The following is a 16,322-nucleotide window of genomic DNA, read 5'->3' on the forward strand; positions in this document are numbered from 1 at the left end:
ATTCCAAAAATAAGGTCTTGTTTCGTCATATCCATCTTCTTTAATAATTTACCCATGATTGATTACCCCTTTATGCCTTTTATACATAAGACGATTTTCATTTTTGAATTGTTTCAATGTAAATAATATAAATGAGGTGCGTTTCTTCTTCTATAAACTATAGAAAGACAGAAACGATACTTTTATATTCCCGCAGAAATAGAAAACCAAACTGGGCTAATCTATCGAAACCATTATAGTAGGAAGGTGAAAAATTAACTAGAATATAAGAAATTTTTAAAGGAAAACAAGGAATAAAGTGGGAATTTTCAGTTTTTTAGTAAGGTTATTGTTATAGCACTGTTACAATTGTAATAGATTTATTATCTCGCTGTTTTTTACAAGCCTTCTTTTTGTGATAACATGGGAACCATCGTAATTGCTGAAGGAGGAAAAAATATGAAAAAAACTATCTTTTCATTAGCGGCTGTAGCCGCACTAACAACTACAGCAGGATTTAGCGCACAGGCAGAAGAGGTCGTAGTAGATAAAGGAGACACTCTTTGGAGCCTATCTCAAGAACACAAGGTTTCAGTAGATGATATTAAAAACTGGAACAACTTAACATCAGACATAATTATTGCAGACAATACATTAAAAATATCAGATGAAGAAGTATATACAGTTGTTTCAGGCGATACGCTTTGGAGCATTGCAGAGAAATTTGACGCAAGTGTAGGGCATATTTCTGAGAAAAATGGGTTATCAGGAGATATTATTCATCCTGGTCAAGAGCTTGTGATCTACAGTGACGCTGACAATGCACCAGAACCAGCGCCTGCTCCGGCACCAGAACCAAAGCCGGAAGCTAAATCTGAGCCAAAACCAGAACCGAAGGATCAAAACCCTTCTGTGGATGAAGCTTCTGCAAGTGCAGTCTCAGAAAATGACGTAGAAGGTGTTGCGAAAGAAGTAACAGTTACTGCTACAGCTTACACTGCTTTTTGTGAAGGCTGCTCAGGAACAACTGCTACAGGTGTTGATTTAAGAGCAAACCCTGATAAGAAAGTAATCGCTGTAGATCCTAACGTGATTCCGCTTGGATCTAAGGTATATGTTGAAGGCTACGGCTATGCAACAGCAGAAGATACTGGCGGTGCTATTAAAGGAAACCGCATCGATGTCTTCATTCCAACACAAGATGCAGCAATAGCATTCGGTAAGAGAGAATTAAATGTGAAGGTTTTAAATTAATAGATTAGCAGATTAATAAAGTGCGGCAGATCTTCCAAAGGGAAATCTGCCGTATTTTTTATGGATTAATTTCAGAATAATAAAATAATGATTGAATATGAAGGATAAGATTTACTATAATAGAAAAAAGAAGTTTTTCCTTCATGCGAACAAAAAGGAGACAACATGAAATCAAAATCAATCTCACAAATCATTAAAGAAAACTATTCTTCTTTGTCGCAAGGACAGAAAAAAGCAGCTGAATTTCTTACTCTTCATAAGGATGAAGGGGCATTGCTTACTGCTTTTCAATTAGGGAAAAAAGCGGGTGTGAGTGAGACGACTGTCATTCGTCTGGCCTATGCATTAGGTTTTAAAGGCTATTCAAACATGCAGGAGGCCGTGCGCAGGGACTGGCTGGAAAAAAAACAGCCGGCAGAAGAAATTCCTTCACTATCACAAGAACAGCAGGAAAAGAACTTATTCAGCGGGATTATTGATAAAGAAGCATCTGTTTTAAAGCAATTATTAATGCAAATCGATGAGAATGAAATTTGGAAGGCGGTGGATCAATTAATCCAGTCAGACCGTATTTACATTGGCGGGTTTGGAAGTTCCTACGGAGCTGCCTGCTGGCTGCATTACACACTCAAGCAATATAGGGGAAATGTTGCGATTTCAAGTCCGGCAGGATTCTCCCTTGAAGAAATTCACGATCTGAATCAGCATTCTGCGGTGATCATTTTCTCTTTTCCAAGGTACCGAAAAGAAGCCCTTGAGCTTGCGAAATGCTCTCAAGCACAAGGGTCAAAGGTGATAGCCATTACAAATAGGCAGCTATCTCCTGTTGGCCAGCTTGCCGAAATCACGCTGACAACTGAGGAAAAGGCAGATTCGGGTCATCATTCCATAGCATCTGTCGTCAGTTTATTGGAAGTGATTATGGAAGGTGTTAAACATCGGGACCGCGACAGAATCAGCATTCGACAGCAAAAATTAGAACAGCTTTATACGGATCAGGGGTTATTTTTAGAGTGAAAACATACATTGGGGTGGGTCTAGATGAATGGAGTGCCGAAATTAAATGAAAAAGCAGAGTTCAAAACGTTTCCTGCAGGAGACATTTTAACATTCTTAATTCCTTCACTGATTGGAATCTTCTTATTTATATTGCCAATTATGACGGAAGACGGGATGACCATTCCGGTTGCTTTTTTAGCCGGACAGATTAACTCGTACATAGGTGATTTTATTCCAGCTATAACTGTTTTAATTATGGTTCTTTCCACAGCAGGATCACTTGCTGCTGCAGTTATGAAGCCGAAATTTATAACAGAAAGTTCTTATTTAAATACGCTGCTGAACGTCAGCCCATTTTGGCTGATGGCGAGAGTTCTCGGAACTGTTTTTGCGGTAATCACCTTCTATAAGATAGGATCTGAAATAATCTTTTCAGAGAATACAGGAGGTCTTTTAATCTATGATTTGATTCCGATTCTCTTTTCTACATTTTTATTAGCAGGACTGCTGCTGCCGCTTCTATTAAACTTTGGATTGCTGGAGTTTTTTGGAGCTCTGTTTTTAAAAATCATGAGACCTGTGTTTACGCTCCCTGGCCGAGCTTCACTTGACTGCCTGGCTTCATGGGTAGGGGATGCGACAATTGGGGTTTTATTAACAACAAAGCAATATGAGGAAGGGTATTATACGAAGCGTGAAGCCGTAGTTATTGCGACAACTTTTTCTGTTGTTTCCATCACGTTTACAATCGTTGTTATTAACTATTTGAAATTAGAACAGTATTTTCTGCATTATTATGGAACGATTGTTGTTGCGGGACTTGCTGCCGCTCTCATCATGCCGCGCATACCGCCGCTTTCAAGAAAAGCAGATACTGGCTATGAAAAAACGGATCTTAAAGAAGAAACTGAAATGCTTCCTGACATTTCCATCTTCAAATGGGGATTTCAGCAAGCTGTATCTAAAGCAAAAAAGAATGAAGGACCTCGTGCTGTATTAAAAGAGGGGGTTCAGAATGTCGCGGATATGTGGTTTGGGGTTTTGCCGATCGTCATGGCTATTGGTACGGTGGCGCTGGTTATTGCAGAATTCACTCCATTTTTTACTTATTTGGGAAAACCTTTTGAGCCGATTCTTACTTTAATGCAAGTGCCAGAAGCGGATAAAGCAGCTCAAACCATGGTGGTCGGATTTGCGGATATGTTTTTGCCGGCAGTAATCGGCAGCGGGATTGAAAGCGAAATGACACGATTTATTATTGCCTGTGTATCTGTTACACAGCTTATTTACATGTCTGAAGTAGGCGGTTTACTGCTTGGTTCAAAGCTTCCGGTCACTATTTTTGATCTGATTTTGATTTTCTTAATCCGAACGTTAATTACACTGCCTATTATAGTAGTATTCGCTCATATGATTTTTTGATAGGAGGCAAGACACGATGAACTTTGCAGACGAACATAAGGAAGAAATTCTAAAAACTTACAAGGAGCTGCATCAGCTTGCCGAGCCCAGCTGGGAGGAAGAAAAAACCTCCCAGTATATAAAAGAAAAACTAGTGAATGCAGGCTTAAATGTCCAAACCTATGAAGGGCATTTCGGTTTTACCGCAGATCTTGAGGGTGAGAAGTCGGATATTATCGCTCTCAGGGCAGATATGGATGCCCTGGTTCAGGAAGTGGACGGCGAGATTAAGCCTAACCACTCATGCGGCCACGATGCACACAGCACAATGGTTCTGTTTACTGCACTGGCTCTTTCAAAACATAAGCCGAAGCATACGGTCCGCTTTATCTTTCAGCCGGCAGAAGAAAAGGCGGCGGGCGCACTTAAAATGATAGAGGACAACGTACTTCAGAATGTAAAATTTCTTGGCGGCATCCATGTGCGCCCAGTGATGGAAATTCCGTATGGAAAAGCCGCACCCGTTATTCTGCATAATTCAACTGCAAGTATAAAAGGAGTTATAAAAGGGGTGCCTGCTCACGCCGCAAGACCAGAACTAGGAAATAATCCGCTTGAAGCCGCAGCCCTGTTAATCGGGGCGATACGCCAAATTCGCTTGAATGCAGCTGATCATTATTCGATTAAAATAACGGAACTGCATGGGGGAGAAGCCTCCAATTCCATCCCTGAGAACGCTCGCTTTACCCTTGATTTGAGAGCAGAATCGAATGACACCATGGAAATGCTTCTAAAGAAAGCGGAGCATACGATTTCAACGACCGGAGAGTTAACCGAAACAGAAATCACTTCAAAGGCAGAGGAATATTCACCGGCAGCGGTAAAGAATTCTTCTGCGATTGAGATTGCACGAAAAGCGATCACCTCCATTCTTGGCGAAGAGAATGCTGTAGAGGCATGTGTATCTCCCGGGGCAGAGGATTTTCATTTTTACACCGCAGTAAATCCGGGAATTGCAGCGACAATGATCGGACTCGGCTGCGGATTAAAGCCAGGTTTGCATCACCCAAAGATGCAGTTTAATCAAGAAGCTTTAATTTATGGCACAAAGATTTTAACACAAATGGTGCTGGAGGCAGATCAGCAGCCATGGTAAACATGGAGGAGAAGTTTTTTGAAAAAAGAAGTGCAGGAATCAATGATTATCCGCAATCTTCAATCGATTAATGAATTGGAAGAAGTCAAGCGCCTTGAAGCAATGATCTGGAGTATGGAGGATGCTGTGCCTGTGAATCAAAGTGTAGCTGCAGTGAAAAACGGCGGCTTTATTCTGGGGGCATTTTTTAAAACGGAGCTCATTGGCTTTCAATACAGCTTTCCGGGGTATGACGGGAAAAAAGTGTATCTCGTTTCCCACAGCTTAGGCATCCATCCGGATTACCGCAAATTTGGAATCGGAGAAAAACTGAAAATCGCTCAAAAAGAAACAGCACTGGAGATGGGATATGACCTGATCACCTGGACTTATGATCCGCTGGAAACCATCAACGGAAATCTAAACTTACATAAGCTTGGAGCTATTGCCACGGAATATATTCCTAATGTTTACGGGGAAATGGCAGATAATTTGAATGCCGGGATATCGACAGATCGTTTTTTGGTTGAATGGCATTTGAATGAGCCAACTAGTGAATACGCGAAACAAGCAAATATTCCATATGCTCTTTATACATGTGAGAAAAACGATTTTCCTTTTCCGGAGAAAACAGACCTGACACTGAATAGTCCGCATATTTTCGTCCCAGTGCCTGGACAATTTCAGGAAATCAAAAAGGCAGATTTCAAGATTGCTAAACAATGGAGAGAGAAAACAAGCGAAGTGTTTTCCCATTATTTGAGTCAGGGCTTTGCAGTCTCCGATTTAGTGAGAGACAATCAGCACATTGGGCAGTACCTATACCTCTTAGTGAAAGGGGAAAGATGAAATGGAGATTAAAAGCATTATCCTCAGACAAATTAAAATGGATCTGCTGCATCCCTTTACAACAAGTGTCGGAACTGAAGAAGATAAGGATATTATTTTAGTGGAAGTGAAATCGAAATCTGGCTTATCAGGCTTTGGAGAATCTGTTTCGATTACACAGCCAATTTATAATGAAGAAACAGTCAAAACAAACTGGCATATGATGAGCGATCATTTGATTCCCCTTCTTTATCAGGAGCCAGTCAGTCATCCTGATGAGGTGTCAGAGCGATATAAGAAAATTCGAGGAAACTATAACGCCAAAGCGGCGATTGAAATGGCTGTATGGGATCTCTATGCAAAAGAGAAAAACATGCCTTTAGCAAAGGTGCTCGGCGGTGTAAAAGATAAAATTGAGGTTGGAGTAAGTGTTGGTATTCAGCAATCTCAGGGGAAAATGCTAAAACAAATTGAAGGTTACTTAAAAGACGGCTATAAGCGGATTAAAGTGAAAATTATGCCGGGCTGGGATGTAGAAATCATCAAATTAATCCGTCAGGAATTTCCGCATATTCAGCTGATGGCCGATGCAAACTGCGCTTATACGCTGAACGATATAGACCATCTCAAAGCACTCGACGAATTCGGGTTAACGATGATCGAACAGCCGCTTGATCATAATGACATCGTTGACCATGCGAGACTTCAGGCCGAGCTCAAAACGCCTATTTGTCTGGATGAAAGCATACATAGTGCAGAAGATGCCAGAAAAGCGATTGAGCTTGGAAGCTGCAGGATTATCAATCTTAAAATAGGACGTGTCGGCGGACTCACAGAATCCCTGAAAATTCATGACTTATGTGAGAGTCACAACATTCCGATGTGGTGCGGCGGAATGCTGGAAGCGGGAATCGGAAGGGCTCATAATATTGCCATAACGTCCCTGAGCAATTTTATTCTGCCTGGAGATACAGCCCCTTCCTCACATTATTGGAAGAAGGATATTATCACACCGGAAGTGGAAATGAAAGATGGGTACATTTATGTTCCTGATAGTCCGGGTATCGGGTATGAACCGGACATGGAAAAAATCGAGAACATTACTTCATACAGCCGTTTTTATCATTATTAATTAAGGCATCACAAGATAAGCAAGAGAGGGAAGCCTTTCTTGTTTTTTATGTTTCTCAAAATCAAAAACCAATATTTATCCCGCTCATCTCTTCTTTTCAAGTATAATGATGATTCATGCGTTAAATACTTGAAAAAACATAAGAAAAAATGAGGTTGCTAAATGAGTCATAAAAGCTTTAATAACTATAAATTAAGTTCGGAAATTGTGAGCGCGCTGGATAGCTTGAATTATACGGAGCCTACAGAAGTTCAGGATAAAGTGATTCCTGTGGCTTTAGAAAAGAAGGATCTTGTCGTAAAATCACAAACAGGAAGCGGAAAGACGGCCTCGTTTGGCATCCCGCTCTGTGAGATGGCCGAGTGGGAGGAAAATAAGCCTCAAGCGTTAATTCTGACACCAACAAGGGAACTCGCTGCACAGGTAAAAGAGGATATCACGAACATCGGCAGGTTCAAACGGATAAAAGCGGCCGCCGTGTACGGTAAACAGCCATTTGACAGACAAAAACTAGAACTGAAGCAGAAAACTCATGTGGTTGTCGGAACACCTGGAAGAGTACTTGATCATATCGAAAAAGGAACCCTAGCTTTAGAAAAGCTGCAATATCTGATTATTGATGAAGCGGATGAAATGCTGAATATGGGGTTCATCGACCAGGTAGAAGCGATTATAGAAGAGCTGCCGACGGACAGAGTCACGATGCTCTTTTCAGCTACTCTGCCAAAGGATGTAGAAAATCTCTGTCATAAATATATGAAAAAACCAGTGGAAATTGAGATAAAAGCAGCTGGGCTGACGACTGCATCAATTGAGCATTCATTAGTTGTGGTAAGAGAAGAGGAGAAGTTTTCGCTTCTTAAAGCTGTTACAGTAGTAGAAAACCCTGACAGCTGCATCATCTTCTGCAGAACACAAGAGCAGGTTGATACTGTATTTAAGCAATTAGACCGCGCAAATTATCCTTGTGACAAAATTCATGGCGGTCTTTATCAGGAAGATCGTTTTGCTGTCATGAATGATTTCAAAAAAGGGAAATTCCGTTATTTAGTTGCGACCGATGTAGCTGCCAGAGGAATCGACATTGATAATATTACACATGTCATTAACTATGACCTGCCGCTTGAGAAAGAAAGCTATGTTCACAGGACTGGCAGAACAGGGCGGGCAGGAAAGACAGGAAAAGCGATAACTTTTGTTACACCTTACGAAGAAAAATTCCTGTCTGAAATAGAAGAATATATCGGTTTTGAAATTCCTAGAACACTGGCGCCAACAAGAGAGGATATTACTGAAGCAAAAGGTGCATTCGAAGCAAAAATAACTTCTCGTCCTGAAATTAAAAAAGATAAAAGTGCCCAGCTGAACAAAGGCATTATGAAGCTCTACTTCAACGGAGGCAAGAAAAAGAAAATACGCGCAGTCGATTTTGTCGGAACAATCGCCAAGATTCCCGGAATGACAGCAGGTGATATTGGAATCATCACCATACAGGATAACGTTTCATATGTAGAGATTTTGAATGGAAAAGGTCCAATCGTTTTGAAGGCAATGAGAAATACAACGATTAAAGGCAAGCTTCTGAAAGTTCACGAAGCGAATAAATAATAGCATAATAATAGCGAAAGTCCTGTTTTTAGAGGTCTTTCGCTTTTTTATATAGCTCATTAAATAAAAAAGCACTAATCTTTTTTATCGGCTATTTCACCTTCAAGAGAGGCTAATTCTTTCATCTTTGCTTCAATCTTTTTAGTTAATTCTGCAAGGTGCTCGTTCATTTCTGCCAATTTTTCCTTTGCAGTCATATATTGATTTTCAAACTTCTCTTTTTCGCTTATGATACCCATCAATTCATCATACTCTTTTTGCTTATCGCTGATTTTCTTTTGGATATCATCTAGTTCTGACTGGTTTTCAGCAATGACTATTTTTAGTTTGTCATAATTAAGTATTTCACCTGATAAATCAGCAGTTGCTGAATTTTTGCCGAATGAGAAAGAAAGAAATAATAACATAATGACAATACACGGAAAGAATAGCTTAACTGCGAATTTTTTCATCTTGTGAGTTGTTTTTGTGCCCGGAGATGACAATCGTTTCCCCTCCTATGAATAAAAATTGAATGAAATCTGTTTTTATAGAGGCGGTTATTTTGAAGTGCAGGATAAATTATCATATGCTGCTGTGGAAAAAACGCTTCAATAAAAACGGGTTTAAATGAGGTGATCATTTAAACCCGTGCTTATAATTTATTCATCATCACGAACCGTATCATCCACAATCGCAAACAGCTGGCGGTCAAACAAATCATCACTGCATAACAAATGGTCATCAGGAGTTTCTGTGATTTCTTTTAATTCTCCTTCATCACCTTTTGCATTAATGATCTCAAAAATCTGGTTCAGACCCTCTGAAGTTCGCTCGTCTTCTTGGTTTTCGATTCGTTCTCGCTTTTTCAAGACAATCAGCCTCCTTTTAAATGTATCATTCGCTCAAAAAGAAGAAATTACCCATCTGGACAATTGCATTTCTCTTTGAATACAGATATGGTTTGATAGGAAGAATATTTTAAAGCGCTAAAGGATGGGAATAGATTGGATAAACTTAGCCGAAAACCGGCATTTATATATACATTTGCATGTACAGAAGAGGAGCTGTCCCTTTGTCACTTGGAAATGCGTTCTTTTTTTGGCTTTCAGCCCGATGGATTCAGTCTGAAAAGTGAAGTTGGCATAGATCCAAGCAGAAGTCCTTTCATGAAAGAGAGACTCGAAGTCATCTATGAGGGAGACGAGCTTTCTGAGATTGTAAAGCAGGTTGAGCAGATTGATATCGGAACGGATACGTTTAAGATTATTTTTCTGAAAATCAATGATCTTGAAGATCACAAGCAAATCAGCTATCAGGAGCGCAGAAACATGGAGAGGCAGGTTGGCTGGCCATTCAAAGCAGAAGCAGATGTTAGGAATCCGGACCAGACGTTTGGCCTGACAACTCATGGCGGGCGCTGGTATTTCGGAAAGTACCGCAAAAGCGAACCGGTCTGGCTGCATCATTTAAAAAAACCGCGTGAATATTCCACTGCACTTAGCACTAGGGTTGCAAGAGCAGTTGCCAATATTGCTGTGCCAAATCCTGCTGGCATAAAAGCGATCGATCCGTGCTGCGGAATAGGAACCGTTTTAGTAGAAGCTTTATCCATGGGCATTAATATTGTGGGACGCGATATTAATCCTCTTGTGACAGACGGCTCCAGAGAAAATATCGCTCATTTTGGCTATGAATGTGACGTCAAAACAGCACCGATATCAGAAATCACAGGCAAGTATGATGTCGCCATTATTGATATGCCCTATAACCTATATACTCACGCTACACCTGATGAGCAGCTGTCTATCTTAATACATGCCCGCCGCATTGCGGATAAAACGGTGGTTGTGACAAGTGAAACGATGGATCACATGGTTGAAGAGGCAGGGTTTCGCATTGCAGACCGCTGTACAGTGAGAAAACAGATGTTCAGCAGACAGATTCTGGTTTGTGAATAAAGATATACAAATTGAGGATACTAACTCTTTGAACCATACATAGGAGGTATCAGCAATGAGTGACCAAATGGAGAGCTCCTTTGAGAACAAATGGATGCCGATGACATCTGTTGCAAGCGGACTGGAATTTGATGTCCTGCCGGGTGTCTACTGCTATACGAATCAAATCGTAAATGTTGTTTTCCTGAGAAGCGGAGACGACTGGTATTTAATTGATGCAGGAATGCCGCACTCGGCAGACACGATTAAATCAGCTTTTGAAGTGCATGCGGGGGTAGAAATGGCGCCTAAAGCAATCTTGCTGACACATGGGCACTTTGATCACGTCGGCGGCATCATTGAACTCGTTGAACAGTGGCAGGTGCCTGTCTACGCTCATGCACTGGAACTGCCGTATCTGACCGGTCAAAAAGATTATCCGGAACCGGATGGAAGTGTTGAAGGCGGATTGATTGCCAAGATGTCACGGCTTTTTCCGAATGATGCCATCAATTTAACTGATCATGTTCAAGCATTAGGAGAAAATGGACAGATTCCAGGACTGCCAGAATGGAAATGGATCCATACGCCTGGACACACGCCTGGCCATGTTTCTTTTTATCGTGAAGAAGACCGTACATTGATCGCAGGAGATGCCTTCGTCACAGTCAGACAGGATTCACTCTATAAAGTGTTCACTCAGAAGCAGGAACTTTCAGGTCCCCCAAGGTATTACACAACCGACTGGCATGCTGCCTGGAACTCAGTGAAAACATTGGAAGCTTTGAAGCCATCCACTGCCATTACTGGTCACGGACTGCCAATGTCAGGCGAAGAGCTGAGACACGGCCTTGCCGAATTAAGCAGGGATTTTGAAAAGCTTGCCATGCCTGATCATGGAAAATATCTTCAATAGGCAACAGCCGGCACACTATGCGCCGGCTGCTTTTTTATTTTTTAAAAGCAGGGTTATTTTACCTGAATATGGAATAGATACATAGTCTTACTTTGGATTAGGGAGAGAAGGATATGAAGAAAATAGTCATTGGCGGCTTGGGTGTCATATCAAGTGCTGTGCTGTTTGGATTAACACTTGTCGCAGCAGCAGTTTATTCACTCTATTTATCGGCTCCTGACATCGGAGGAGGATTTGACTCTCGTTTCGGTTTGTATAGTACAGCTCTAATAGAGATAGGCACAATCCCATTAATTATGAGCGCTTTGCTTTTTCTAGGGGCGGTATATTATGTAATTATTGGAATGCAGGAGCAGTGATTAATGAAAGGAAGGCGTTTCTTTTAAAAGAGGAAGCGCCTTTTCAAATCCATATTTTTGTTGAATTCATATAACAGGAAACGTTTTTTTAAATGATAAAATTCGGGATTAGTTATATTTAATCATCTTTAATTTTAACTAATGTCTATTATACCGTTGATAAAGCGAATGATATGAAATTTTTATTATTTAATATTCGTATTTTTATTGATTATCTATCATTATTTTGTTATGTTATCAAAGTAATTAATTTATATATTATTACTCGTATATCCTCAGTAATATGGTCTGAGTGTCTCTACCTGGTTCCCATTGAAAGAACTGGACTACGAGTTAAAGTATTAGGCTGTTCAGCTTTTTTAGCTTTGGCAAGAAGTGTCTATTTTGCTGGATTTTCCATACTTTAACTTAGAGGTCTAGAAGGTAGAAATCATTCTGCTTTTTCCAGACCTCTTTTTTTTGTCAGAACCACGAGCATTCAGATCATATTGAGACGGAAGCAGAAAAAGCGAGTTGGACTAAATAAGGAGGATTACATATTTAATTCTGCAGAAATACAATCAGATGAGCCACACTAAGGAGAGAGAATGAATGAAAATCAAACAGCTGAAAAAATATGCTTTAGCGATTATCACCATATATGTATTAACAGTTTTAGCTGGCTGCAGTTCTGCGTCCCAGTCTGAAGCTGCTAAAAAAGATGATCAAAGACCTATTCTTGTTCAAGGGCCAATGCCAATCGAAGCTGAAAATTTCGCAAAAAAGTTAGAAGATGTTAAAGAAGAAAAATCAGGGACATTTATATTTTACATAGGAAAACTGGACAAATATCCAGTTATCGTTGCAAAAACAGGCAAGGGTATGGAAAATACAGCAGCTGCTACGGCGGTGGCTATCGAAAGATACAATCCAATTGCAATAATTAATCAAGGGACTTCAGGCGGACATGATCCGAATTTAAACGTTTTTGATATTGTGCTTGGGAAAAGAACGGTAAACTTGGGCGCCTTAAAAACAGCAGATAAGGATGAAAATCAAGGAATTGATCCGACGATTTGGAAACCTATGGACTTAATGGCTTCTGAAGGAAGTGCAGGAGAAGATCCTAATGCTGAAAAGCCGCGTTTCTATGAGGGAGATAAAGATTTACTTACAGCTGCTAATGCTGTCAAAGATACATATACAAAAGGTAAAATTGTTGAAGGTACGATAGGCTCTGCAGACGTATGGAATAATGAAGTTGACCGCATAAAATGGTTTCATACTAAGTATGGTTCGTCTGTAGAAGAAATGGAAGGCGCATCTGCCGCACAAATTGCCAAAGCTTATGATGTAGCCTTCCTTGGTATCCGTGTACTATCTAATAATAAAGTAAACGGCGGTAAATATAACCCTGATACTGCTGCAGCAAATCAAGAGTATGTTTATGAAGTTGTTAAAAAGTATATATCTGATATCAAGAGTAAGTAAATTAGTTCAGACTTAAGTGAATATAGATCAAGAAAAGGACCATTCACTGGTCCTTTTCTTTGTAAATCGTTAATTCTCTTCAGACTCGCTGACCTTCTCAATCTTCTCTACAAACATCTGATAAACCCTGCGCTTTTCCTCCAGCTCTTTTATATAAAGCTTCAGCTCATTGAATTTTTCTTCGAATGGCTTTTGATAGGTTGTTTTGATATTGTTTATGATTTCATCATTTATAGTAGATTGAATCACTTGCTTTGTAATTCCGAATTTATAGGAATATAGCTGAAGCTCGCTTTTGACCTTGTCATATTCTGCGTCGATTTCATTCTTTTGTTTCAGCATGTCCTCTTTCCATTCATGCAGAGAATCTTTCACATATGATTCCATATTTCCCCTCCTCAGCAGCTTGATTGCCTATGTATCTCAATACACTATTTATCACCTATGACTATTTTGTGGGGGTAATTCGGGGATTATCGTCCTTCTTCCCTGCTTTTGCACCAGGCTTATAGGCTGAATAGAACAGGTTAGTCATATTCCTATTGATCTATTATTCCAGTAAAATTTTTCCGATTATAGGAGAAAAGGTCAATTCTATCTAATCCAGATTATGCTATCTTTAAATATGTAGAAAAAACAGAAAATTCTACATGTTCTTACAAATAGGAGGGGTAGTATTGGCAAAGTGGAGCAAGAAATTCGGAACATCACTTCTAGCAACGAGTCTGGTCGCAAGCTTATTCGCGCCAGCTGCATTTGCGAAAGAACCTGTACCAACAGACATTCAAACAGCGTTGTCAGCACCAATAGATCTAAACATTATCAATGAGGACCGCCTGGCAAATGCCTTGAAAAAACAAGGACTCATTCCACAAAAAGCAAGTGACAAGGAAGTCGCTTTCGCCGTGCAAAAATATATCGAGAAAAAGCAAGGCGAAAAACCGACAGTTGATCTCCATGAAGATAATCACGATGCAAAACTGGAAATCGACAAGAAATCAAAGGATTTCTTAACAAAGCAGAAAGAAAAGCTGACAAAGCAATTAAATAAAGGCCATGAAAAGCTTGCGAAAAGCAAAAAAGACGGCTTTGTGAATGTAAAACCAGCGCAGAAGGCTAAATACAATGGTGCTGTAAGAGAAGACAAGGTGCTTATTTTACTTGTTGAATTCGAAGACTTCAAACATAACAATATCGTTAAAGAAGAAGGCTACATGTATTCAAAAGATTTCAGCAAAGAGCATTATGAAAAAATGCTGTTCGGGGACAAGCCGTTTCAGCTGTTAGACGGGAAAAAAGTACCGACATTCAAGCAATATTATGAAGAGCAATCAGGCGGAAGCTATACAGTAGACGGCACTGTTTCGGAGTGGCTGACTGTTCCGGGCAAAGCAGCTGATTATGGAGACGACAATCCAGCAGGAGGCCATGACAACCTGGCGCCGCTTGGACCTCGTGATCTTGTAAAAGAAACGCTTAAAGCTGCAGCTGCATCTGGAATGGACTTAGCTGAATATGACGAGTTCGATTTATATGATTTAGATGGAGACGGCAATCAAAACGAGCCTGACGGACTTGTTGACCATCTTATGATTGTACATGCAGGAACTGGACAAGAAGCTGGCGGCGGCAAATTGGGCAATAATGCAATCTGGTCTCACCGCTGGACATTGGACGGGGTATATAAAGTTGAAGGTACAAAAGCAGAAGTACCTTACTGGGGCGGAGCAATGGCTGCTTATGACTATACAATCCAGCCTGAAGATGGTGCAGTCGGCGTATTCGCACATGAATTCGGACATGATTTAGGTCTTCCTGATGAATATGACACGCAGTACAGCGGAAACGGCGAGCCTGTTGCTTCATGGTCAATCATGAGCGGAGGCAGCTGGAATGGCCAAACAGCGGGAACAGAACCGACAAGCTTCTCCCCGCAAAACAAAGAATTTTTCCAAACAATTATGGGCGGAAACTGGGCCAACATCCAGGAAATTGATTATAAAGATGTGTCAGCTGAAGGAACAGCGACATTCCTCGATCAAAGTGTCACTAAATCAAACAATCCGGGAATCGTGAAAGTAAACCTTCCTGAAAAACAAGTGAAAAGTACAATTCAGCCTGAATTTGGCGAAAAATACTATCACAGTACAAAAGGCGATGACCTTCACACTGTGATGGAAACACCTGAATTTGATTTAACAGGAAAAACAAGTGCAGCATTCACTTACAAAGCAAACTATGACATTGAGTACGGCTGTGCATGTGACTACTTGACTGTAAGTGCAGAAACAGCGGAAGGCACTAAAGTTCTTGAAGTCTTAGGCGGCGATGTTTCTGACGGCGACGCAACTAAAGGAAAAACTAATGGAGCATGGATCGACAAATCCTATGACCTCAGCGAATTTGCCGGCAAAAAAGTAAAACTGGTATTTGAATACTCAACAGACGGCGGCCTTGCACCTGAAGGTTTTGCTTTAGACAATGCAGTTCTTACTGCTGATGGCGAACAAGTATTCAGCGACGATGCAGAAGGCACACCTAAATTTACATTAGACGGCTTCAAAGCATTTAACGGAACATTTTTTGCTAAACACCATTACTACCTGGAGTGGAGAAACTATGCTGGATCTGACAAAGCTTTAGCTTTCTCCCGCGGACCTAAATACAATACAGGCATGCTCGTCTGGTATGCAGATGACAGCTACTCAGACAACTGGGTTGGCGTGCATCCTGGTGAAGGGTTCCTTGGAGTCGTTGACTCTCATCCTCAGCCATTATACGGATTGCTTGACGGCAAACAGACTACAATACAATCAACACGCTATCAAATCGCGGATGCAGCATTCTCATATGACAAATCTGCCTCATGGTACGTAGACAGCCCGACACGCGGCGAATACAGCTACAACGGCTTAAAAGGAGTCACATTCTTCGATGACTCAAGATCATACATGAACGAAGTTATTCCAGACGCTGGACGCAATGTTCCTAACTACGGTCTGAAATTCCAGGTTGTAGGCGAAGCGAAGGATAACTCTGCAGGAGCCGTTTGGATCCGCAAATAAGAATAATGAGTGAAAGGCAGCGTTTTTCGAACGCTGCCTTTTTCATATATGCATAGATTTCTTTTTAATAGGAAAAAAGAAGGGAATGAATTGTCATATTAAGGTGTAATTTGTATTGAATATTCAGAAATTTAAACCTATACCTGCACGGCTGCTGGCGCAAACATGATTTTAATTGGAGCAGCGGGAGTGCTGATCCACCGCAGTAAAGCGGGTGCAAATTAACTTATCATTTATAGTATGTAGACTCTATTCAT

15 protein-coding genes and 1 riboswitch are annotated in these 16,322 nt (G+C 40.7%); of the genes, 12 read left to right on the plus strand and 3 right to left on the minus strand.

Going from position 1 to position 16,322, the window contains the following annotated elements; genetic code table 11:
* The first annotated feature begins 438 nt into the window (after nt 1-438).
* From GJU41_RS20440 to GJU41_RS20470, 7 genes are all read left to right on the plus strand, one after another.
* Nucleotides 439-1,233 carry a 3D domain-containing protein gene (locus tag GJU41_RS20440; RefSeq protein ID WP_154319421.1) on the plus strand — a complete coding sequence of 265 codons (795 nt, stop codon included), beginning with the start codon at nt 439-441 and terminating at the stop codon, nt 1,231-1,233.
* Between the two features lie 165 nt (nt 1,234-1,398).
* Entirely contained in the window at nt 1,399-2,250 is an 852-nt protein-coding gene (locus tag GJU41_RS20445; protein ID WP_154319423.1) for a MurR/RpiR family transcriptional regulator, read from the plus strand.
* A gap of 24 nt (nt 2,251-2,274) precedes the next feature.
* Nucleotides 2,275-3,654: a YjiH family protein gene (locus GJU41_RS20450; protein ID WP_154319425.1), complete on the plus strand. Its 1,380-nt coding sequence runs from the start codon at nt 2,275-2,277 to the stop codon at nt 3,652-3,654.
* A gap of 16 nt (nt 3,655-3,670) precedes the next feature.
* Complete coding sequence (locus GJU41_RS20455; protein WP_154319426.1) at nt 3,671-4,789, plus strand: amidohydrolase; 1,119 nt, start codon at nt 3,671-3,673, stop codon at nt 4,787-4,789.
* 18 nt (nt 4,790-4,807) lie between these two features.
* Complete coding sequence (locus GJU41_RS20460; protein WP_154319427.1) at nt 4,808-5,617, plus strand: GNAT family N-acetyltransferase; 810 nt, start codon at nt 4,808-4,810, stop codon at nt 5,615-5,617.
* A gap of 1 nt (nt 5,618) precedes the next feature.
* Entirely contained in the window at nt 5,619-6,728 is a 1,110-nt protein-coding gene (menC, locus tag GJU41_RS20465) for an o-succinylbenzoate synthase (RefSeq protein ID WP_070875808.1), read from the plus strand.
* Nucleotides 6,729-6,890: 162 nt separating this feature from the next.
* The gene (locus GJU41_RS20470) at nt 6,891-8,336 is read left to right on the plus strand and encodes a DEAD/DEAH box helicase (protein WP_070875807.1); all 1,446 of its coding nucleotides are present in this window, start codon (nt 6,891-6,893) and stop codon (nt 8,334-8,336) included.
* A gap of 74 nt (nt 8,337-8,410) precedes the next feature.
* Here the strand turns inward: GJU41_RS20470 and GJU41_RS20475 are convergent, their stop codons facing one another.
* Together GJU41_RS20475 and GJU41_RS20480 are read right to left on the minus strand one after the other, a co-directional pair.
* Complete coding sequence (locus GJU41_RS20475) at nt 8,411-8,821, minus strand: hypothetical protein (RefSeq protein ID WP_154319428.1); 411 nt, start codon at nt 8,819-8,821, stop codon at nt 8,411-8,413.
* Nucleotides 8,822-8,977: 156 nt separating this feature from the next.
* The gene (locus GJU41_RS20480; protein ID WP_083328146.1) at nt 8,978-9,187 is read right to left on the minus strand and encodes a hypothetical protein; all 210 of its coding nucleotides are present in this window, start codon (nt 9,185-9,187) and stop codon (nt 8,978-8,980) included.
* A 135-nt stretch (nt 9,188-9,322) separates the two neighbouring features.
* Between GJU41_RS20480 and GJU41_RS20485 the strand changes: the two genes are divergently transcribed.
* From GJU41_RS20485 to GJU41_RS20500, 4 genes are all read left to right on the plus strand, one after another.
* Nucleotides 9,323-10,276, plus strand: coding sequence for a TRM11 family SAM-dependent methyltransferase (locus tag GJU41_RS20485; RefSeq protein WP_070875805.1), 954 nt, complete (start codon nt 9,323-9,325; stop codon nt 10,274-10,276).
* Between the two features lie 55 nt (nt 10,277-10,331).
* Nucleotides 10,332-11,171 (plus strand): MBL fold metallo-hydrolase, encoded by an 840-nt coding sequence (locus GJU41_RS20490; protein ID WP_070875804.1) that lies wholly within the window; start codon nt 10,332-10,334, stop codon nt 11,169-11,171.
* Between the two features lie 113 nt (nt 11,172-11,284).
* A complete protein-coding gene (locus GJU41_RS20495) occupies nt 11,285-11,530 on the plus strand; it encodes a hypothetical protein (protein WP_070875803.1) in 246 nt (81 codons plus the stop codon).
* Between the two features lie 245 nt (nt 11,531-11,775).
* A riboswitch (purine riboswitch) is annotated at nt 11,776-11,879 on the plus strand.
* A gap of 242 nt (nt 11,880-12,121) precedes the next feature.
* Nucleotides 12,122-13,000 carry a 5'-methylthioadenosine/S-adenosylhomocysteine nucleosidase gene (locus tag GJU41_RS20500; protein WP_070875802.1) on the plus strand — a complete coding sequence of 293 codons (879 nt, stop codon included), beginning with the start codon at nt 12,122-12,124 and terminating at the stop codon, nt 12,998-13,000.
* A gap of 69 nt (nt 13,001-13,069) precedes the next feature.
* Here GJU41_RS20500 and GJU41_RS20505 read toward each other — a convergent pair whose 3' ends face one another.
* The gene (locus GJU41_RS20505; protein ID WP_070875801.1) at nt 13,070-13,387 is read right to left on the minus strand and encodes a hypothetical protein; all 318 of its coding nucleotides are present in this window, start codon (nt 13,385-13,387) and stop codon (nt 13,070-13,072) included.
* 263 nt (nt 13,388-13,650) lie between these two features.
* Here GJU41_RS20505 and GJU41_RS20510 point away from each other — a divergent pair, with 263 nt between their 5' ends.
* On the plus strand, nt 13,651-16,065 hold the full coding sequence (locus GJU41_RS20510; protein WP_070875800.1) for an immune inhibitor A domain-containing protein: 2,415 nt from the start codon (nt 13,651-13,653) through the stop codon (nt 16,063-16,065).
* Nucleotides 16,066-16,322 lie beyond the last annotated feature (257 nt).

The sequence above is a fragment of the Metabacillus idriensis genome (assembly GCF_009674765.1).
GTDB classification, from domain to species: Bacteria; Bacillota; Bacilli; order Bacillales; family Bacillaceae; genus Bacillus_P; species Bacillus_P idriensis.

What these genes read in the sequence shown, in the direction of transcription:
- GJU41_RS20445 (WP_154319423.1), top strand. Translation starts at nt 1,399, where the DNA reads ATGAAATCAAAATCAATCTCACAAATCATTAAAGAAAACTATTCTTCT.
- GJU41_RS20505 (WP_070875801.1), bottom strand. Translation starts at nt 13,387, where the DNA reads ATGGAATCATATGTGAAAGATTCTCTGCATGAATGGAAAGAGGACATG.
- GJU41_RS20495 (WP_070875803.1), top strand. Translation starts at nt 11,285, where the DNA reads ATGAAGAAAATAGTCATTGGCGGCTTGGGTGTCATATCAAGTGCTGTG.
- GJU41_RS20490 (WP_070875804.1), top strand. Translation starts at nt 10,332, where the DNA reads ATGAGTGACCAAATGGAGAGCTCCTTTGAGAACAAATGGATGCCGATG.
- GJU41_RS20510 (WP_070875800.1), top strand. Translation starts at nt 13,651, where the DNA reads ATGTTCTTACAAATAGGAGGGGTAGTATTGGCAAAGTGGAGCAAGAAA.
- GJU41_RS20500 (WP_070875802.1), top strand. Translation starts at nt 12,122, where the DNA reads ATGAAAATCAAACAGCTGAAAAAATATGCTTTAGCGATTATCACCATA.
- menC (WP_070875808.1), top strand. Translation starts at nt 5,619, where the DNA reads ATGGAGATTAAAAGCATTATCCTCAGACAAATTAAAATGGATCTGCTG.
- GJU41_RS20450 (WP_154319425.1), top strand. Translation starts at nt 2,275, where the DNA reads ATGAATGGAGTGCCGAAATTAAATGAAAAAGCAGAGTTCAAAACGTTT.
- GJU41_RS20455 (WP_154319426.1), top strand. Translation starts at nt 3,671, where the DNA reads ATGAACTTTGCAGACGAACATAAGGAAGAAATTCTAAAAACTTACAAG.
- GJU41_RS20440 (WP_154319421.1), top strand. Translation starts at nt 439, where the DNA reads ATGAAAAAAACTATCTTTTCATTAGCGGCTGTAGCCGCACTAACAACT.
- GJU41_RS20470 (WP_070875807.1), top strand. Translation starts at nt 6,891, where the DNA reads ATGAGTCATAAAAGCTTTAATAACTATAAATTAAGTTCGGAAATTGTG.